Annotated in this window: 6 protein-coding genes and 2 pseudogenes; 1 reads left to right on the top strand and 7 read right to left on the bottom strand. The window is 71.2% G+C overall.

Annotated features, from left to right (window positions below; genetic code table 11):
• From ABD223_RS29135 to ABD223_RS29120, 4 genes are all read right to left on the bottom strand, one after another.
• Positions 1-5,919, bottom strand: coding sequence for a beta-ketoacyl synthase N-terminal-like domain-containing protein (locus ABD223_RS29135; RefSeq protein ID WP_344039785.1), 5,919 nt, complete (start codon positions 5,917-5,919; stop codon positions 1-3).
• Positions 5,916-11,624 carry an SDR family NAD(P)-dependent oxidoreductase gene (locus ABD223_RS29130; RefSeq protein WP_344039784.1) on the bottom strand — a complete coding sequence of 1,903 codons (5,709 nt, stop codon included), beginning with the start codon at positions 11,622-11,624 and terminating at the stop codon, positions 5,916-5,918. The genes ABD223_RS29135 and ABD223_RS29130 overlap by 4 nt, the downstream gene beginning before the upstream one ends.
• A 16-nt stretch (positions 11,625-11,640) precedes the next feature.
• Positions 11,641-13,200, bottom strand: a complete 1,560-nt coding sequence (locus tag ABD223_RS29125) for a PfaD family polyunsaturated fatty acid/polyketide biosynthesis protein (RefSeq protein ID WP_380646948.1) — start codon at positions 13,198-13,200, stop codon at positions 11,641-11,643.
• Positions 13,201-13,402: 202 nt separating this feature from the next.
• Positions 13,403-13,567, bottom strand: a complete 165-nt coding sequence (locus tag ABD223_RS29120) for a hypothetical protein (protein WP_344039782.1) — start codon at positions 13,565-13,567, stop codon at positions 13,403-13,405.
• A 73-nt stretch (positions 13,568-13,640) separates the two neighbouring features.
• Between ABD223_RS29120 and ABD223_RS29115 the strand changes: the two genes are divergently transcribed.
• Complete coding sequence (locus ABD223_RS29115; RefSeq protein ID WP_344039781.1) at positions 13,641-14,189, top strand: EF-hand domain-containing protein; 549 nt, start codon at positions 13,641-13,643, stop codon at positions 14,187-14,189.
• Positions 14,190-14,496: 307 nt separating this feature from the next.
• Here the strand turns inward: ABD223_RS29115 and ABD223_RS29110 are convergent.
• The 3 genes and pseudogenes from ABD223_RS29110 to ABD223_RS29100 all read right to left on the bottom strand — a co-directional run.
• Positions 14,497-15,232 (bottom strand): annotated as a pseudogene (locus tag ABD223_RS29110) (IS30 family transposase).
• 48 nt (positions 15,233-15,280) lie between these two features.
• Positions 15,281-15,985 carry a reverse transcriptase domain-containing protein gene (locus ABD223_RS29105; protein WP_344039779.1) on the bottom strand — a complete coding sequence of 235 codons (705 nt, stop codon included), beginning with the start codon at positions 15,983-15,985 and terminating at the stop codon, positions 15,281-15,283.
• Positions 15,986-16,867: 882 nt separating this feature from the next.
• Positions 16,868-17,631: pseudogene (locus tag ABD223_RS29100) on the bottom strand (transposase); the annotation flags it as partial.
• Positions 17,632-19,237 lie beyond the last annotated feature (1,606 nt).

The following is a 19,237-nucleotide window of genomic DNA, read 5'->3' as shown; positions in this document are numbered from 1 at the left end:
TCAGTTCCCCTCCGGGGCGCGGCCGGACAGGCTGAGCCCTTCGACGCGGTAGATGAGCAGGCCGTCCACCCAGAGGCGGCCGTCGGCAACGACGTGGTCTGATGCGACGGCGGTGATGTCGACCTCGACGGTGACCAGGTCGTGCGTGGGCACGACCTGGCCGCGGTAGCTCCAGCGCATCGGCCGGCCGGTCGCCAGCGGGGCGTCGTCGGGCGTCCACCCCTGCCGGAGCAGGTGGTGGCGCAGGAGTTGGGCCATCGCCTCGACGCCGAGGGAGCCGGGCTGCACCGGGTCGGTGAAGAAGTGCGCGGCGAAGTACCAGTCGCGGGCGTGCACGACCTTCTCCGCGCGCAGCCTGCCCAGTCCGGCGCGGCCGCCGTCCGGCCAGGACCCGGTGACGCGGTCGAGCACAGGCAGTTCCGGGTTGCGCAGGTCCACGTCGGAGTTCGGTGCTCCCGTGATGCCTTCTCCGGGCATCCCGACCTGCTCGTCGAACGCGGAGTGGGGGAAGAACCCGAAGGTCGTCTCCAGTTCGAGCACCGGGACACCGTCCGCGCTGGTGCGCGCGGTGAACCCTTCGATGACCAATGTGCCGTCGTCCGACATCGCCGTCAGTTCCACCTCTGTGCGCAGCGTCGTGGCCCCCGGCGGGATCTCCCGGAGCAGGGTGAGCGCGCCGTCGAGGTTGCGGAACCGCAGGTCGTCGGCGGAACGCAGCGGTGCGCCGGTGTAGGCGGCGAGCCAGCCACAGGTCTGCAACGCCGTCTCCATCACCGAACTCAGGGGCATCGGGCCGCGCACGTCGTGCTCGCCGACGGCCCGGTTGCCGACGATCGCGGCCCGGGGCGATCCGGTGATCTCGGTGATGCGGTCGAGGAACTGGAACGGTGGGGCGGGCAGCCGCATCATCCGGCGTGGCCCGTCGAACACTGCGAACGCGTTGCCGAAGGCGGCCGAGGGGCGGCCGGTGGCGAACGCGCTCATGGCGGCTTCGTCGAACGGCACGCCGTCCTCGGACCGGGCCACCGGCTGTCCGCTCGCCGGGACGGGGCGGTGCGGCCAGTCCGGTACGAGGCGCAGCCGCACGCCGGCGGCGTGGAACGCCCGCACACCGTCCACCGTGCACACCAGGTCGGCGGCGATTTCCGGTAGCGGCCCGCCGGTGTGCGCGGTCACGAACACCTCGTAGGCCAGCGACCGGCTCTGCGGTGTGACCTGACCACGGCAGCGCAATGTCACCGTGTTCCCCGGTACGGGTTCGAATCGCCAGCCGTCGCGGTCCCGGGTGTGTCCGAGGGCGGTGAGGTGGAACGCCGCGGCCTGCAGGCAGCCGTCGAACATGAGCGATCCGGGCATGCACGGGTCGTTGTGGAAGTGGCCGTCGAAGAACCAGTGGTCCGGGCGGATGTCCAGCTCCGCGCGCAGGTGGCCGCGCCCGAGCGGTCCGCCGGCCGGGTCGAAGGTGGTGACCCGGTCGAGCAGCAACGCGCGTTCGTCGGTGATGCGGGGTGTGCGCACGTGGGCGCCGGTGATCTCCCAGTCGTGGCCGAAGCACGCGGCCAGGTCGCCGCGCGAGAACGCGCGCACCCGATCGTCGTCGAAGGAGCACGCGGGGCCGGTGGCGGGTGTGTGGGGTTCGGTCGGCCGCAGCGCCGCCGGGTCCCACAGCAGCCCGCCGGTGCCGGCCAGCTGCTCGTCGGTGAAGAAACCCGCCTGCCCGTGGCGCACGGTCAGGCGCAGGCGGTCGTCGGTGTGGCAGTCGTAGTGGAAGAAGAACAGGTGGGTGCCGTCGTGGTCGGCGTGGCCGTCGACGCTGATGCGGAAGCGGAGGGTGTCGCCGGGCACGGGTGGTGAGTCGTGGAAGGTGAGCTCGCAGCCCAGCAGCCGGTAGACGCGGTCACCGTCGTGGCGCAGGTCGGCGCCGAGCCAGCTGATCAGCAGCAGGTCGGCCTGGCCGGCTTCGAGCATCAGACCGGCGGGCATCCGCCCGCACGGGTCGAGGTACCAGCTGTCGTGGAGCACGTCGGTCTCGGTGCGGATGACGCCTCGTCCCATCGACGCGGGTTCGCCGTCGAGGTCGAGCACCCGGTCGGCGAGCAGCATCGGCGGTCGGGGCATCCTGGTCTGCCTGGGCCGTTCGTCCAGTTCGGCGAACCGCGGGCCCAAGACCGCGGAGACCTCGCCGTGCGCGAGGTGTTCCAGCGTGGCCCGGTCGAACAGCGGCCGATCGGCCGACATCGAGACCGATGCTGCCTGGACGGCCCGGGCGCTCACGGCCAGGTACCGCTGGTGCAGTTGGTCGAGGCCGGTGAGCACGGCCAGATGGGTCCGGGTCGTCGTCGCGTGGATCCCGCCCAGGACGGCCGCCGCAGTCGTGCCCCGGGCAGTCGTGCCGAGGGCACCGGTCAGCGCGGCCACGATCCGCGGGTCGAGCGCGCGTTCCCGTTCCGGTGCGGCTGCGACGGGTGCGTCGACCGCTGGTTCGGGGAAGCTGATGAGCGGCGGGTGCGCGGGCACTGTGGTGGTGCGACCGGGCGACACAGGTGGGCGGTGGGCTGCGCCGATCAGCCGCGTCCAGTGCTCGTGGTCGACGCCCACCCCGGCCGCGAGCAGTTGGACCACCGCGTCGGTGATGTGCTCGACGTCGTCACCCGCACCGGGGTCGAGGGCGAGCGCCAGGTGCTCCCGGCCTCGCAGGGTGGTGTCGATCCAGCCCGTGCACAGCGCCCTCGGGCCGTGTTCGACGAACACCCGCACGCCGTCGTGCCAGGAGCGTTGCACGGTGGCGGCGAATTGCATGGTGCCCAGCGCTTGGCGGGTCAGCGCGTTGGCCGCCGCGTCGGCGTCGGCGTGGAACCAGTCGGCTGTGCCGGTGGTGTAGAACCGCACGCCGGGTACCGGTTTCGTCGGTCGGTGGTGCAGCGCCCGCCACGCGTCGGCGACTTCTTCCAGCACAGGGGCGTGCGCCGCCACGTCGTAGGTGAGCGGCACGGCGTAGTCAGGGCGCAGTCGCTCCAGGAACCGCTCGCACGCGCCCTCCTCGCCGCCCACGGTGCAGGAGTCGGGGGAGTTGACCGACATCAGGTGCACGGCCCGCTCACCGTCGACCGCCGCACGGACCCGTTCGACGTCTCCGCCGAGGAGGTGGGCGCGCCACCGCGTGCCGGTGATGCCCGTCCGCCGCCACCAGCGGCGGACCGCGGCGAAGTCGCCGACGAGTTCGTCCCGGAACAGCGGCGAGTCGCGGGTGTCGCGCAGCAGGGATTCCGTATCCGGCCAGGCTCCCAGGGCCAGCAGCGCGTTGTTCTCGCCCGAGGAGTAGCCGATCGTCGCCCGGGGGTTCAGACCCAGGACGTCGAGGCTGAGCCGGGCGTGCAGCTGGCTCAACCACGACGCGCCCAGCACCCGGGACAGGACGGTCTGCTCGGCGGTGTCGGGCAGGAACGTGGCGGACACGTCGTCGATCGCCTCGCCGAACCGCTCGCTCACTTCTGCGGTCAGTCCGGGCAGCGCCAGCGCCAGTCCGCGCCCCATGCCCCGGTAGGACGCGGCGCCGCCGGTGAAGACCAATGCTACGTCGCCGCCGAGCGGCCGGTCGGCGAAGGCCACGCCGCGAGGACGGGGGCCGCTGCCGGCGAGCCAGGCACGGGCCGCGCTCAGCGGGCCGCTGACCACCAGGCGCGCCGGTCCGTCGGATGACTCGTGCCCGGCGTCGAGCGCGCGCACCACGTCCGCCCGGTCGCGCCCGGAGAAGATCCGCAGCCCAGGCGCTTCCGTCGCACTCCAGCCGCCGGCGTCGACGGCGCGCAGGCCCACCGGGCCGACCCGGGCGGTGTGTTGACTGAGCCACGGCGCGGCCGGTCCCTCGGGGTCCGGTACGGCGCGGTGGTGCAGCGCCAAGGTCGCGGCGGCGAGCGCGAGGGCGTCCACGGCGGCGTGTGGCTCGCCGAACCGGGTCGTCGGGTCGTATCCGCCGTCCCCGACCACGAGCCGCGCGTCGACCTGGTCGTCCAGGGTCGCGAGCACCGCGTCGCCGTCGGCACGGGCGCGTGTGAGCTCTTTGAGCACCAGCACGATCGCGCCGTCACCGGCCTCGCCCTCGCGGCTGACCGCGCGGTGGATCGGCTCCGCCGACAGGTCGACCGCGCCGACGAGCGCGCTGTCCGCCTCTCCCAGGGCGATGGCGTGCGTGGCGAGCCTCAGGGCGGTCGTGCCGGACGCTTCCTCGTCGAAGACGGTGAAGCACGGACCGCGCAGGTCGAGCTGCGAGCCGATCCGGTTGGCGACCACGTTGCCCATCAGGCCGAGTGCGGCGGGTGCGTCGAGTTCGGGGCCGAAGGCGTCGGCGGCCTCGGGCATGCGCCACCGCGCGCCGTGCCGGGCGGCCTCGGGATCGCCACCTGCGCCCATCACGACCGCGGTGCGGTCGGGGTCCAGCCGGACGCCCGCGGCGGCCTCGCGTGCCGCTTCCAGCGCGAGCACCTGCTGGGGCAGGGCGGCGGCGAGATCCCTGGGCGGGAACGCCACGCCGTCCAGCCTGATCTCGATCCCGGTCCGCGCGGGCGCGACCGGCCGGCCGTCGAGGAGGGCGGCGGTGAAGTCGGCGGTGTCACGCCCGTCTCCCACCCGTGCGCCCACCGCGACGATCGCCACCCGCCTGCGCTGCGGCTCTTGACCTGTCACCGGCTCGGCTGTCGGTCCGACGTCACCGGGGTCGAGCACGACGTGGGCGTTGTTGCCTCCGAAACCGAACGCGCTGATCGCCGCACGCCGCATCCCGGGCCACTCCTCGGCGGCGGACAGCACCCGCAGCGGGGTCCCCGCGAGGACAGGCGACGGCTCATCCGCCCCCGGTGACGGTGGTCGGACACCGGCCCGCATCGCGGCCATCACCTTGATCAACCCGGCCGCGCCCGCCGCCGTGACGAGGTGGCCGAGGTTGGCCTTCAGCGAGCCGATCGGCACGTCCGCGCAGCCGCTGAAGACCTCCGCGACGCCGTGGAGTTCGACCGCGTCACCGATGGCGGTGCCGGTCGCGTGGCACTCCACCAGCGACACCGACTCCGGGCCCAGGCCGGCCGCAGCGTAGGCGGCGCGCATCGCACGCACCTGGCCTGTCCGGTCCGGCGCGAGCAGCCCCCGGCCGCGCCCGTCGTTGCCCAGCCCGATGCCCCGCACCACGCCGTGCACGGCCAGACCACGTGCGACCGCGTCGTCCAGCCGCATCAACGCCACCAGCGCCGCGCCCTGCGCCGGGAGCAAACCGTCAGCGTCCCGGTGGAACGGGCGCGACCGGCCCGTCGGGCTGAGCGCACCCAACGCGCCGAACCCCTTGTGCACCAACAAGCTGTCCGCGCCGTTGACCCCGCCTGCCAAGACCAGGTCCGCTTCGCCCGCGTGCAGCCGGTCGCAGCCGATCTTGAGCGCGTACAGCGAGGAGGCGCACGCCGCGTCCAGCGTCAGCGTGCCGCCGCCGAGCCCGAGCACCCGCGCGGTGAGCCGGGCCGGTGCGGTGGAGTGGAACCGGGAGCCGGCGGCCCCGCGTGCTCCCGCCGCGCCTTCGCGCCAGAAGCTCTCCGCATACGCGGCGAAGGACGGGGTGGGGAACGCGAGGTTGCCCAGCACGACGCCGGTGCGTGCGGCGAGGCCGTGCTGGGCAACCTCGGCGAAGGCCTGCCGGGCGGCGTGCAAGGTCCAGCAGGTTGTCGGGTCGGCTTCGTCGGGTGTGAGGCCGGTCGGGTCGAACACGTCCTCGAACCCGGTGACGAACCCGCCGACCGCGCCGACCGGCTCCACCCCCGGTGGCGCCGGGGCGAGGGCGGTGCGTCCGCTGCGGACCAGGTCCCACAGCGCGTCCGGGGTGAGGGCGCCGGGCAGGACGCAGCCACGGCCGACGACGGCCACCGGCGCGGAGGTCATCGGCGCTCCCCAGGGCCGGCGTCCGGCCGGGCGACGAGTTCGACGCCGAGCAGGTCGGCGTGAGGGCTGCCGTCGGTGTCGGTGAGCAGCACGTCGCACACCACGTGGTGATCGTGCACCGCCACCGGCCGCACCAGGCACCGCACGGGCCCCTCGGCCGGACCGGAACGGTGCACGTGCACGGCATCGATACCCATCGGCAGGGTCGACAGCCCTGCCTCGTGCCACGCCCACAGCACCGCCGTCTGGATGCCGCCGTCGACCAGCGCGGGATCGGTGTGCCACGGCTGATCGGGCCAGCCGAGTGAACCCAGCCCGTCGATGCTGGAGACAGCGCCCTCGGCGCCGATCGCGTGCACCTGCCGCAGCGCCCGGAACAACGGGCCGTGGAACAGCACCGGCTCGGTGTATGGGGTGTCGGCGCAGGGCGGCCGACCACCTCCGGGTCGACTCTCACGGTCTTGCGCCGGGGCGAGGTCGTCGGTGATCCGTGCGGTGGCCACGGCCGTGCCGTCCGCCGTGCTCAAGCGCACGGTCCCGTGCTCGGCGGTGATGACGATCCGGTGCGGGCTGTCCGGGAAACCGGCCGCCCGCAACGGCCGCAGCACCCGCACCTTCCTCAGGTCGCGGCCCTGCGCGGCGCGGACGAACCACTCGGTGATCATTGCGATCGGTACCACCGGCGCACCCGCGATCACGTGGTCGGCGAGCTGCGGGTCGGAACGGCCGGTGACCACGACCTCCGACGTACGCGGCGAGCGCGTGAGGCTGGTGGTCCGCGCGTCGGGCAGCAGCAGCACGGCGGGATCGCCGGCCGTGCCCAACTCCCGCAGGAATGCCCTCGCTCCGGCTCGGGCGCTGATCAGCGGGACGTCGTCGGCGCGGAAGACCTCCGCCAGCTCGGGGGTCACCATGCCGTGGTCCCACGGACCCCAGGCCAGGGCGCGGACCGTGCGACCGGGGTGGGCGGCGTGGTGGACGGCGAGCAGGTGCTCCACCGCGTGGTTGGCCATCGCGTAGTCGGCCTGGCCGCGGTTGCCCGACCAGGCGGCGACGGAGGAGAACGCGCACACCAGCTCCAGCGGGTCGGTCGCGGTGAGGTCCAGCAGCGCGCGCAGACCGTCGACCTTGGCGGCGAACACGGTGGCGAACTGCTCGTCGGTCTTGTCCGCCACCAGCTTGTCGTGCACCACGCCCGCACCGTGCACCAGGCCGGTGATCGGCCCCCACGTCCTTCGGACCTCATCGAGCGCGTCACCCAAGGCGGCCCGGTCGGTGACGTCGACTGCGACGTACCGGTGCTCCACGCCGAGGGCGTCCAGCTCGGCCAGGGTGGCCCGGACCTGCCGGGAGGCCGTCACCGTCGCGGCGTTCCGGCCGACCTCGGCGAGATCGCGACCGTTCGCGCGCCGGGCGAGCGCGGCCCGCACAGCCATGTCCGGTGTGGCGGCCAGTTCGTCGTCCTCGACGACGAGCGGTGAACGACCGAACAGCGCCAGCCGCGGCCGGCATGTTCGCGCCAGTTCCAGCCCCACCGTCGCGGTGACTCCGCGCGCCCCACCGGTGATCACGACGACGGATCGTTCGTCGACAACGGGCGTGCCGGTGGTGGCGGTGGCGACGACCAGTTCGCGTCGTAGTCGGGTGCCGTCGGCGCGCAGCGTGACGTCGCGGTCCGCACCGCCCAGGCACAGTTCGTCGGCGAGCGCGGCCGGGTCGCGATGGCCGCAGTCGACGGCCTTCGCCGACACCTCCGGCCACTCCAGGTCCAGCGTCCGTGCCAGCGCGGCCAACCCGCCCAGCAGCGCCCGAGGTGCGGTGGGGTCGTCGCCGGAGTCCAGGACCACCACGAACACGCCGTCGCCCGGTGCGCGCGCGAACCGGCGTGCCGCCTCGAACACCGTGCGCTGCACGGCCAGCACCTCGTCCACCGAAGCGGGATCGGCCAGGCCGGCCAGGTGGATCACGGATCGGGCGTCGTGCGGCTGGGTGGCGGATGCCGTCGCACCGATGCCCCGCTGCCTCAACGCCTCGGCCAGTTCACCTCCCCAGCCGCCGGGACCTCCGACGATCGTGACGGGGTGCCGGTGCAGCCCGCCGAGTGCCGATCCCGGGGGGCGAGCAGGCGCCTGCCGGGAGGTGAGCCGTGCCAGTGGCCGGGCTGGGTCGCCCTCCTCTGCGGTGTCACCGGTCGCGGCGCTCGTCCGCGTGGCGGCGGGGGTGCGGCCGGCCCGTCGCGGTGCGGCGGTGCTGAACCGCTCGGCGACCTGCCGCACGGTCCGCAGCGACCCGATGTCACCGGTGCCCAGCGGGGGCAGGTCCGGCATGCGTTCCCGCAGGGTGCTCATGATCTGCACGCGTTTGATGGAGTCGACGCCGAGTTCGCCGTCGAGCCGCATGTCGGCGTCGAGCATGTCGACCGGGTAGCCGGTCAGCTCGGCGACGATCTTGAGCATGACCTCGGCGACGTCCTGGTCGGTGGTGACCGCCGGAGCGGCCTCTGCCGGCACCGGGGCAGGGGCAGGGGCGGAGACCGTGGACGGAACCTCAGCGGGCGCCGGCAGCGGCTCCACGGGCAGCGGCTCGACGGATGTCGGCGCGGGCGTCCAGACGGGCTCGCGTGCGGGCGGCGGCGCAGCGAGCGCGGGCCATGGTCGGGGTGCCGCGGCCGGTGGAGGTGAGGAGGGCGTCGCCGTGCCGGTGACCGCCGACACCAGTCCGCGCAGGGCCTCCTCGGCGGTGCGCAGGTAGGCGAGGTGGGTGCCCGCGATCGTCTGCTGGACGGTGGCGTGTGCCTCGCTGGTGGCGCGCTGCATTTCCTGCAGGGTGCGCAGCCACTCGGCGGAGGGCTGGTGGGGCGCGGTCACGGGTTTCCTCTGGTCGGCTGGTTCGGACGTGGTCGGCGAGGTTTCGGACGTTCGGACCCGAGCCGTGGGAGTCGGTGCGGGTCGTTCGGGTCGGTGGCCGTTCGCGCCGGTGATGGGGACGGTCATCGCGGCCGGGGCGGCGGGACGTGGTGCCCGGACGTCGCGCCACAGCGCGGCGAAGTCGAGTTCGACGCCGCGCACAGCGAGCCTGCCCATAGCGGTCTGCAACGCCGTCTCGCTGTCCTGGTCGCGGTGGTCCAGGCTCACCGCCAGGTGCTCACGGGCCCCGAGCACCCCGTCCACCAGCCCTGTCAGTGCGCTACCCGGTCCCACTTCGACGAAGGTGCGCACGCCCTCGCCGTACATCGCTTCGATGGTGTCGGCGAACAGCACCGGTCCGCACAGGTGCGCGGCCAGCCGTTCGGGCACGCTCCCCGGATCAGCCGGGTAGGGGAGCCCATTGGCGTTGGCGTGCACCGGGACGCGCAGCACCGACATCGGGATCGCCTCGGCCGCGGCGCGCAACCGCTCCGCGGCGGGAGCCATGAGCGGGGTGTGCGCCGCGACGGAGACCGGGAGCCTCTTGACCCGCACACCGCGGTCACGGGCCAACGCCTCCAGCGCGTCGATGTCGCGGACCGCGCCGGAGGCCACGATCTGCTCGGGACCGTTGCGGTTGGCGGGCCACAGCCGTGAGCCGCCGGTGTCGGTGATCAGTTTCTCCGCGGCCTCGATCGGGCAGTTGAGCGCCAGCATCGCCCCCGGTTCGCCCGCTTGGCTCATCAGTTCACCGCGCACGCGGGCGAGCCGCAGCAGGCTTTCCGCGTCGAACGCCCCGGCGTGGTGCAGGGCGACCAGTTCACCGGAGCTGTGTCCGGCGGCGCGGTCGGCCGTCAAGCCGAGGTCGTGCAGGAGGTTGAGCAGAGCCAGGCTGTGCGCCGCGAGGGACGGCTGGGTCCACTCGGTGTGGTCGAGCAGGCCGGCGTCGTGATCCTCGGCGTGTGGACGGGGGAAGACCACGTCGTGCAGCGGCCGGTCGCCCAGGGGGACGTCGGCGGCGGCGTCCCACGCCTGGAGCGCCCGTTCGTGGTGCAGCAGCAGTCCGGCGCCCATGTTCGGGTACTGGCTGCCCTGGCCGGGGAACAGGAACGCCACCGGGCCGCGGCGTCCCGGTCGTCCGCTGTAGGCACCGGCGGGGAAGGTGATCTCGCCGTCCTCGTCGCCGCGGACCGCGCGCAGCACCGAGGCGAGCGTCGACCTGGCGGTCTCCAGGTCGGGTGCCACCAGTGCCAACCGCCTCGGTGCGCCGGGGTCGAAGGTCTCCTGGCTGCGGCGGGCGATCTCGGAGAAGTCCGTACCGTGCGCGAGCGCGTCACCCAGTTCCTCTACCGAACCACCGCAGAGCAGCACCAACTCGGTCGCGGCGACACGCCACCGCCGGGGCCGGTTGGCGCCCGTGTACTCCTCGACGGTGACGTGGTAGTCGCTGCCGCCGAAACCGAAGCTCGACACCGCGCTGCGGCGGGGGTGACGCGAGTCGCGCACCCACGGGCGCGCGGTCGTGTTGACGTAGAAGGGGCCGGATGCGGGCCTCGGCGCGCGGACCTTGATCGTCGGCGGCAGCACCCGCTGGTGCAGCGCGAGCACGGTTTTGATCAGACCGGCCGCGCCTGCGGCGGCCTTGGCGTGCCCGATCTGCGACTTCACCGACCCCAGCGCGCACCACGACCCGTCGCGGCCGGACCCGCCGAACACCTCCAGCAACGCGGCGACCTCGGTCGCGTCGCCCGCGACGGTGCCCGTGCCGTGCGCCTCCACCAGCTCGACGGTCTCCGGCCCGTACCCGGCCGCGTCGTAGGCCCGTCGCAACGCCCGGACCTGACCCGCGGCGACCGGGGCGTGCACGGCGTCGCCCTTGCCGTCCGAGGCCGTGCCCACACCGCGCAGCACCGCGTAGACCGCGTCGCCGTCGCGTTCGGCGTCGGAGAGCCGCTTGAGCGCGAACATCGCCAGGCCCTCGCCGAGGATCGTGCCGTCGGCGTCGTCGGAGAAGGGACGGCACTCACCGGTGGGCGAGAGCACCTGGGACTTGCCGAAGCACATGTAGGTCGTGATGTCGTTGAGGGTGTCGACGCCGCCGGTGATCATCAGGTCGGCGCGGCCCAGCGCCAGCTCCCCGATCGCGACCGACAGCGCCGAGAGCGAACTCGCGCACGCCGCGTCCACGGTGTGGTTGAGGCCGTGCAGGTCGAACCGGTTGGCGATGCGCCCGGCGACCACGTTGCTCAGCAGACCGGGGAACGATTCCGGTCGCCACGGCACGTACTGCTCGGCGATCCGGTCGCACACCTCCCGCACGACGTATTCGTCCAGGCCCTGTGCCCGCAGCCCGGCCTCCCACACCGGCCGCTGCATCCGCGAGGACATGTGGTGCAGCATCTCCAGCGCGATCGCGCCCAGCACCACCCCCGTGCGGTCGCGCACGTGCTCGGGCAACGGCCCGTCGTGCACCTCGCGCAGCACCGCGTCCGCGGCGTGCAGGGCCAGCAGCTGCGCCGTGTCGGTGGTGGCCAGCGACGACGGTGGCGTGCCGAACGCGAGGGGTGCGAAGTCCACCGGAGCCAGGAAACCACCGCGCTTGGCGTGCACCTTGTCGGCCGCGCTGGGGTCGGGATCGAAGTAGTCACCTGCGGACCAGTGCGTGTCTGGTAGTTCGGTGATCAGGTCGCGTCCGGTGACGACGGTTCGCCAGAACGCGCCGACGTCCTCGCCGCCGGGCAGCAGGCAGCTCATCCCGATCACGGCGATCGGGACGGGCGCGGTCACGTCGTGTGCCAAGGCAGGACTCCGGTGATCAGGCCAGTGGGCGGGGGACGAACCGGACGGGCGCGACGCGGCGGCCGGTGACCCGCAGCTGGTGCGCGCGGGTCGTCACGGTTGCGCCCTCCATGAGGTTGCAGCCGATCTGGGTGACCGTGCAGGACCCGGGTTCCGCCAGGAACGAGCCCTTCACCCACCGGTTGAACGCGCCCAGTGCCGGGCCGCACCAGATCTGGTAGTCCGCCACGCGGTCCGGGTCACCGATGACCGCCCACCCGCTGGACCGCCCGAGGTACCAGCGGAACACCAGCGCCATCCGGTGCCGGGGATCGGCCACGGCGCGGTCGAGCTGGTCGGGATCGCGTTGCGCCCAGAACGCCCGTGTCTGCCTCCACACCTCGTCGACCGGCAGCCGGAACACGTCGCGCTCCAAACGCGCCAGCACGTCGGTGGGGATCGACTCCAGCGAGTCGTGGTCGCAGTAGAGGTCGTACAACCGCTGCGCGCGGGAGGCGAACATCGTGCCGGTGCGCAACACCTGCAACCGCACGCCCATCTCGAACATGTCCGCGGCAGGCGTCATCACCGTGTCGGCGACGTCGGCGCGGAACAGCAGCGCCTTGGCCGCTTCCGACAAGCCCGACTCGACCGTGAGCTGGTTGACCGACCCGGTCACCACGTAGGCGGCGCCCATCGCGAAGGCCGCCGCGACCGCCGTCGGCGTCCCCAGGCCGCCCGCCGCGCCGACGTGCACCGACGGCGCCAGCTCGTCGCGCAGCTCCAGCACCGCGGGCAGGATCGCGGTCAGCGGCCGGTTGTCGGTGTGCCCGCCGCTGTCCGCCTCGACCGTGACCGCGTCAGCCAACGGCACCCGTGCCGCCAGGTCGGCCTCCGCCCGCGACAACGCGCCCTCCTCGACCAGACCGCGCAGGATCGCCGCGGGCGCGGGCCGCAGGAACAGCCGCGCCACCTCCGGCCGGGACACCTTGGCGATCAACCTGCGGGGCCGCGCGACGACGCCGGTCGCGTCGGTGGTGGTCCCCGCCGCCGCACACAGCACGACCGCCGGGGTGAGGTCGAGGTAGGCCGACGCCGACACGACCGGCACGTCCGTTCGGACCAGCAGCTCGGCCGCCGCGCGTTCGACGGCCGGCTCGCCGGGGGAGTGGATCAGGTTCACACCCCAGTTGCGCCGACCCGGCAACGCCGCGGAGATGTCCGCGACCGCGCGGACCACCCGGTCCGGCGACACGCCCCCGGCGCCGTAGCAGCACAACATGCCCGCCCGCGCCATCGCCACGACCATGCGCGACGACGAAATCCCGTTCGCCATCTCACCCGCCAGATAGGCGTGGTCGAGACCGAAATCGACGCGGAACGACGGATCGCCCAACTGTTGGGGAAAGAGCGCGGGAAGCGCCCCGGTCACCTGCCAACCATGCCGGGCCAGGAAGTCGACATCGATTCGTCCCGTCCCGATCGCGCCCAATCGGCCCTCGTTCTCCAGCAGCAGCAACCCATTTCGTGGGGAGTGGGAGAGCCTGGCTAAGTCATCGGGATCGGTGGCCGGCAGCGGCGCGGTGACGGCAGACAACAGAAGATCTCACCTCGACCAACGTGGGTGACGCATCCGGTGGGCGCGGCAACCTTATCGGTTTACCGGCATGGTGCCAGCAGGATCACCCGATCGGGTCTTCGGTGGCTGACCTGCCTCTTCTGGGCGACCCGTACCCAACGAACAGCTCTGATGGATCGCATGTCGCATAGTGATGATCACTCCATCGGGGTATCAAGGTTCACAAGCGGCCCGTCGATGTGATCGAATCGGCGGCGTTCCTGTTATCGCACTGTGCGAGTCCTCGCATTCCACCGGTGATGCTCCAACGGTGTCGGCTCGCCGTGTTTTCACTGCTGTAGGCGTTACCGATCGCGCGATGGGTGGTCATTCTGATGATGATCACCGGTGAAGCGTGGTCGGCGGACTGTCACGGCTTTGTCGCACCATTCGAACTTCCTCTCTCCAGGAGGCTTCTCTTGTCCAATGAGCTGCTCGACCGCAAGCTGACCGTCGCGTTCGGCCAGATGGACCTGGACCGCGACGGCTACATCGAGAAGGAGGACGTCATCGCCCTCGGGATGAACACGGTGGCGCATTTCGGCATCGACCCGACGTCCGCACAGGGGCAGGCGGTCAACCGCGCCTTCGAGGGCATCTGGACGGCACTGGCGGAGCACTTCGACACCGACGGCGACGGGCGCATCTCGCCCGAGGAGTACCGCGCCGGTTTCGTCGCCGGCTTCGGCGACCAGGCCAGGTACGACTCGTTCTTCCAGCCCGCGGTCGACGCGATCATCAGCCTGGGCGGCTCCGAGCAGCCCGACACGCTCAACCTCGCCGAGTGGCGCACGATCCAGGCCGCCTACGGCACCTCGCGGCAGGAGGCCGACGAGGTCTTCCACCTCCTGGACACCGATGACAGCGGTGTGCTCACCCGCGCCGAACTCGGCGTCGCCGCGAAGCAGTTCTACACCGGCACCGACCCCGACGCGCCCGGTAACCACCTGTTCGGCCGACTGGCCTGACCTGCTCTGGTCTCGTCCGGGGTGCCGCCGAATCCCGTCTATGAGGCGGTACCCCGGTTCCGTGGGCCACGCAGTCGAAGTACATCGCCGCCGATCTCATCCTGCCGTCGACTGCGGCACTTCGGTCCGCCTGGATCAGTGCGGCAGGGGAGAACACATTTGGCATCGAGGGAACTCAGCCGTCGTCGACGTCACCGTCGTCGGGTGCGCGGACCCGACGACGGAGGCGTCTTCGCTGGTGTCTTCGGTCCTGCCTCGTGCGCGGCTGAAGCGGCTGTGGACACTTCGCCCGTCACGCTCGGCAGGTTCAGGCGGTGGAAGCATCCGCTTCGAGGAGTTCGGTGAATACCTCGCCGGGTTTCTTCCAGTTGTGGATCTTACGGGGTCGGTCGTTGATCTCGGCGGCGATGATCGCGTCGGTGACGGTCAGGGAGTCGCGTCCGCGCAGCGGGACCAGGACCAGGAAGCGACTGGTGCGCTCGACCAGCGTGGCCACCGCACTCCTGCCGCCCTTGCCGATCACCGAATCCCCCTCCCAGTGGCCGGGCACGGCCCGGTCGTCGGCCTCGGCGGGACGTTCGTCGAGGTGGCGGGGCTCGCGGATACGCGGCGCCGGACGTGGGCCGCGCCTGCCCGTGCGGCCGGTGCGCAGCGAGATCAACTCCTGCCGCAGTGTTGCGACCGGTTGGGCGTAGACCCACTGGCAGACGGCCTCGTGACTCACCTTCCCAGCGTCCCGGACCGGCTCGTCGCGTGCCAACCGGCCGGCGATCGACGCCGGTGACCAGCCCGCCCGCAACAGCCCGACCACCCGTGAGCGCAGAACCGGGTTCCGGTCCACCGCCAGTGGCTTCGGCCTCGCCCGGGCCGTCCCCGCGGCCCCGTCGGCGGCCACCGCCCGGTATCCGTCCCTGTCACCGTGACGGTTCACCTCACGGGACACGATCGAGGCATCACGCCCGATCCGGACAGCGATTTCCTTGTACCGCAACGACTCGACCAACCCCACGGGAGATCTCCTCCCGATCGGCCAAGGTCAACATCCGACGCACGGCGGGCAATCCTTCCCCACCGAACACCACGATCGGATGCTACGACCGCCTGAACCTGCCCCTCTCGAACCGCACCACGGGAAAATTCCTGGCAAGCCAGGAGTCCAGCGCGTAGTGCAGGAAGAGATTCGACAACAGTGGTGAGATCGCCGATCCCTGCGGAGTCCCCTTGACAGGGACGACACGGCTGCCGTCCGGATGCCGGACCGGTGCGACCAGCCACCGTTTCACGTACAGCACCACCCATGGCAGGTCCGTGTGTTTCTCCACCGCGGCGACGATCTGGGCGTGCGGAACGTTGTCGAAGAAGCCCTGGATGTCCAGATCGACCACCCACGGACGTCTCCAGCACCGCTGCTTGCACACCTCCACCGCGTCCAGCGCAGACTTTCCCGGCCGGTAACCGTAGGAATCGGCGTGGAACACGGGGTCCACGTCCGGTTCCAGGATCATGGCCACGGCGGTCTGCGCTATGCGGTCGGCGACGGTGGGCACTCCCGGAACCCTTGTGCCACCACCGGGTTTCGGGATCGGGACCGCCTTCACCGGCCCCGATAAGTAACTTCCCGACGACATCCTGTTCCAGAGTTTGAACAAGTTGTTCCGAAGATCCCGCTCGAACTCTGTCAGTGACTGTCCGTCGACCCCGGCCACACCCTTGTTGCCGCTGACTTTCAGATAGGCATTCCATATCAGCGACTTCGGAATATAATACGACTTGCCCGCCGATCCTGTCTCGCCCATGCGATTCCTCCCGTTTGGTTGATCGCCGGACGGCACTCGACGGCACGCCCCCTTCGCTCCGCGCCCATTGCAGGCGTTTCATCGCTACTACGGGACGTTCCGCCCTCCTGGCCCGCGCCCGGTATTCCGCGGCTCGCGGATTGGCCGCTTGCCGGTCTCCCAGTGGGTTCCGCCTCAATCCACTGGAACCCGTGTCGCGCCGAGGAGTTCTCCTGGTCCGTTGCGGAGCCCAAGCCAAGCTCGCGCCATCTTCATGCCGGGCACCGCCAGAGCGGTAGGCAGGTTTCCCTCTGGCTCATCCCGGGACAGCATTAAGGCCCCGGGTTTGATGCCGCCTGGCTTAACGACACGTCGTCGATGGTTCACTCTCGTTCGCCTTCTTGGCTCATACCTGCCGCCTCTCGCGACGGCTTTTCCACGGACGTTCACCGCCATGGCTCATTCACCACAGCAGCTCGTGGCGGTTTGACGCCGGCACCTGCATGCCGATGCCGAAGGGCCTGCCTCAATCTCTGCAACAGCACGGTTGCTGCTGATTGTTCCGTCTTCTACATCAGAGCAACCCAGCTCCCTTCAGGACACGCCAACGCGATGGCCGAGTCGTTCTTCGCCACCCTCAAGACCGAGATCGGCATCACCCGCCTGGGACACCCGCGACGACGCCCGACGCGACGTCTTCTCCTACCTCGGCTACTACAACCACGACCGTCTACATTCGACACTCGACTACCACGCCCCGCACGAGGTCCGCGTCGGCTATCGTCAAGGTCTCACCCTCGTGGCATGAAATCCGGTGTCCGGTCCTCGGAGACAACCTCATAGTGATGCGTCTCGCTATCTCACGATGCCTGTCAGCCGATCGGGGGTGTCCCTATGTGGTTGTCAAGCCGAAGCCGGGGCCGGGGTGGGTTCGGGGTGGCGGTAGTGGGTGTTGGTGCGGAGCATGGCGAACAGGACGTCGCAGCGTCGTCGGGCCAGGCAGATCAGGGCGGCGTTGTGTTTCTTGCCCTGGTCGCGTTTGCGCTGGTAGTAGGCGCGGCTGGTCGGGTCGGAGAGGGCGGCGAACGCGGCGAGGAAGAACGCGCGTGTGAGTTTGCGGTTGCCGGTGCGGGCCGGGTGTTCGCCTTTGATGCTGCTGCCGGAGCTGCGGGTGACGGGGCGATGCCGGCGTAGGCGGCCAGGTGGCCGGAGGTCTTGAACCCGGTGGCGTCGCCGATTTCGAGCAGGATGCGGGCGGCGGTCCTGACGCCGATGCCGGGCATGGAGGTCAGGACCTCGGCGAGAGGGTGGGCATCGAGTATCACCTCGACCTCGGTGGCGACCTGTTTGCGTTGCAGGAGAACGGTTTTCAGGCTGTCGGCCAGGCGGGGCAGCACCGTGTCGGCGGCGGTGGTGCCGGGGACGACGACGGTCTGCTCCTCCAGCGCGGCCAGGATCGCGGTGACGAGCTTGTCGCCCAGGCGGGGTGCGTGGGCGGTGGCGATCGCGGTGAGCTTGCGCCGGCCGGCCTTGGCGATGCCGGTGGGCCCGCCGCAGCGGGACAGGATCTCCAGCTCCGCCGGGTGGCTGATGCGGGAGCCGATGGCGCGTTCGAGGGCGGGGTGCAGGCCGGTGAGCAGGCCGCGGATGCGGTTGGCGAGGCGGGTACGGCGTGGTGTTCGCCCTTGCCCACGTCCAGGCCGAGGAACACCCCGAAAGTGCTGGTCATTCATCGTGCCGTTCGTTCGTCGCGGGTGGTCGCGGGTGGGCATCGTCGGCCGGCACCCACGTTAAGACGAGACCTGCCCGGCGGGCGGCCGTGTCCCTATCAGCGGTCCGGCGATGCCACCGGGTCCGGTGACACCACCCCCCCGGATCATGCCTTCGACCGGGGGCGTCGGTCATGCCGGACTCGGCGACCACAACTCCCTGACCAGGAGCTACGAAAAAGGTAATGGGGACAGAGCCCGACCGAGCCCACCGCGCTCGGCCTCGGCGCGCGCTCGCTCGACGTCACCGACTCTCGTCACGCCGGGCGCCGGTCATCGGCGACCAGGTGGGGTGGCGCCTGTCCGCTCGTGCTGAGCAGCCGTTTCCGGGCTTGGTCGGGTGAAGGTCCTTTGGCGCGCAGACGGGGAACTCCTGGTAGATCGGGCGTTCGGACACGCTGGACGCCGCCTCGCCCTGAACGGGGTGGGGCGGCGCGGTGAACGGTGGATGCCCGGTTACCCGGTGCAGTTGGGAACAGCGGGGGTGCTGCCGACGCAGTTGTTCACGAGGTTGGCGCTGATCGACGAGTCGGTGGTGATCCCGCCGCCGTTCACCACAGCGGTGCCGAGGAGAGTTGCGACGGTCGTGCGAGTGCCTCTCCTGACCCCTTCTTCCGTTTCGCGGGCTCCCCTGGGCCGTGGTCGCACCGACCACGGGGAGGCACAGATAGGAGAAAGCTCCGGCTCGGTCACGTCCGGCTTCCGAAGGGGGCCGGTCCGTCACCGAGGTTCGGGATTGCAGGATCAGCGTAGCTCCGACAGGAAAACGGTCTATAGGTCATTGCGGTGAACGGCTGCACCCGTCCTGTCCGCGGCTATTCGATTCACCGGTACGGGTGATGCGGCCTTCCGGAGCTACCCTTAGTGCTCGTTTTGAGCTTGAGTTGGTGAAGGGCTTTGGTGCGCAGGCGGGGGACTCCTGTTGGATCGGACGTTGTCGAAGCACCGCTCTGCCGGGAGTTCCGTTGTCATCGTGCCCGATCCCCGCGGGCGTGTCACCGCGGGTGCCCCCTGCTGCCGCCTGACGACGTCCCGCCGGCCCAGTCGACGAACGAGCCGCCAACGCGGTCGATGATGGCATCACGTGGCGCGCCCTGCCCGCGGACTTCCCGTCCCGGCCCGGGGTCTGCAGGCGCTTCGCCGCCTGGGAGAAGGCCAGTGCCACGCAGCGGTCGCCCGACGGGCCGCGGGTGCGCCCACGACCGCGAACACCTGCCCCACCACCACGAAGTCGTGGTCCGCTGGGCCATGATCCGCATCACCACCCGCCGGTCCGCCCAACGCGAACAGCTCGGGAACAGCTGCCGGGACCGGCGGTCGTCATGCCTTTCAACGGGCATTCCCGATGTGTGGGAATGTTGCTGAATAGGGATCGCGGATAACCGCCTGCTGTGCGATCGACTCGATGGGAAAAACCGGTGGAGGGTCAGTGTCATGCCATTTACGTCGATCGCAGTGGTCCTCATTGCACTCTGCGGAGCGCTGTCACTCGTTCGAGGTTCCC

The organism is Saccharothrix xinjiangensis (genome assembly GCF_039527585.1).
Taxonomy (GTDB): domain Bacteria; phylum Actinomycetota; class Actinomycetes; order Mycobacteriales; family Pseudonocardiaceae; genus Actinosynnema; species Actinosynnema xinjiangensis.
This window is presented reverse-complemented; position numbering and strand designations above follow the sequence as displayed.

What these genes read in the sequence shown, in the direction of transcription:
- ABD223_RS29135 (WP_344039785.1), bottom strand. Translation starts at nt 5,919, where the DNA reads ATGACCTCCGCGCCGGTGGCCGTCGTCGGCCGTGGCTGCGTCCTGCCC.
- ABD223_RS29105 (WP_344039779.1), bottom strand. Translation starts at nt 15,985, where the DNA reads ATGGGCGAGACAGGATCGGCGGGCAAGTCGTATTATATTCCGAAGTCG.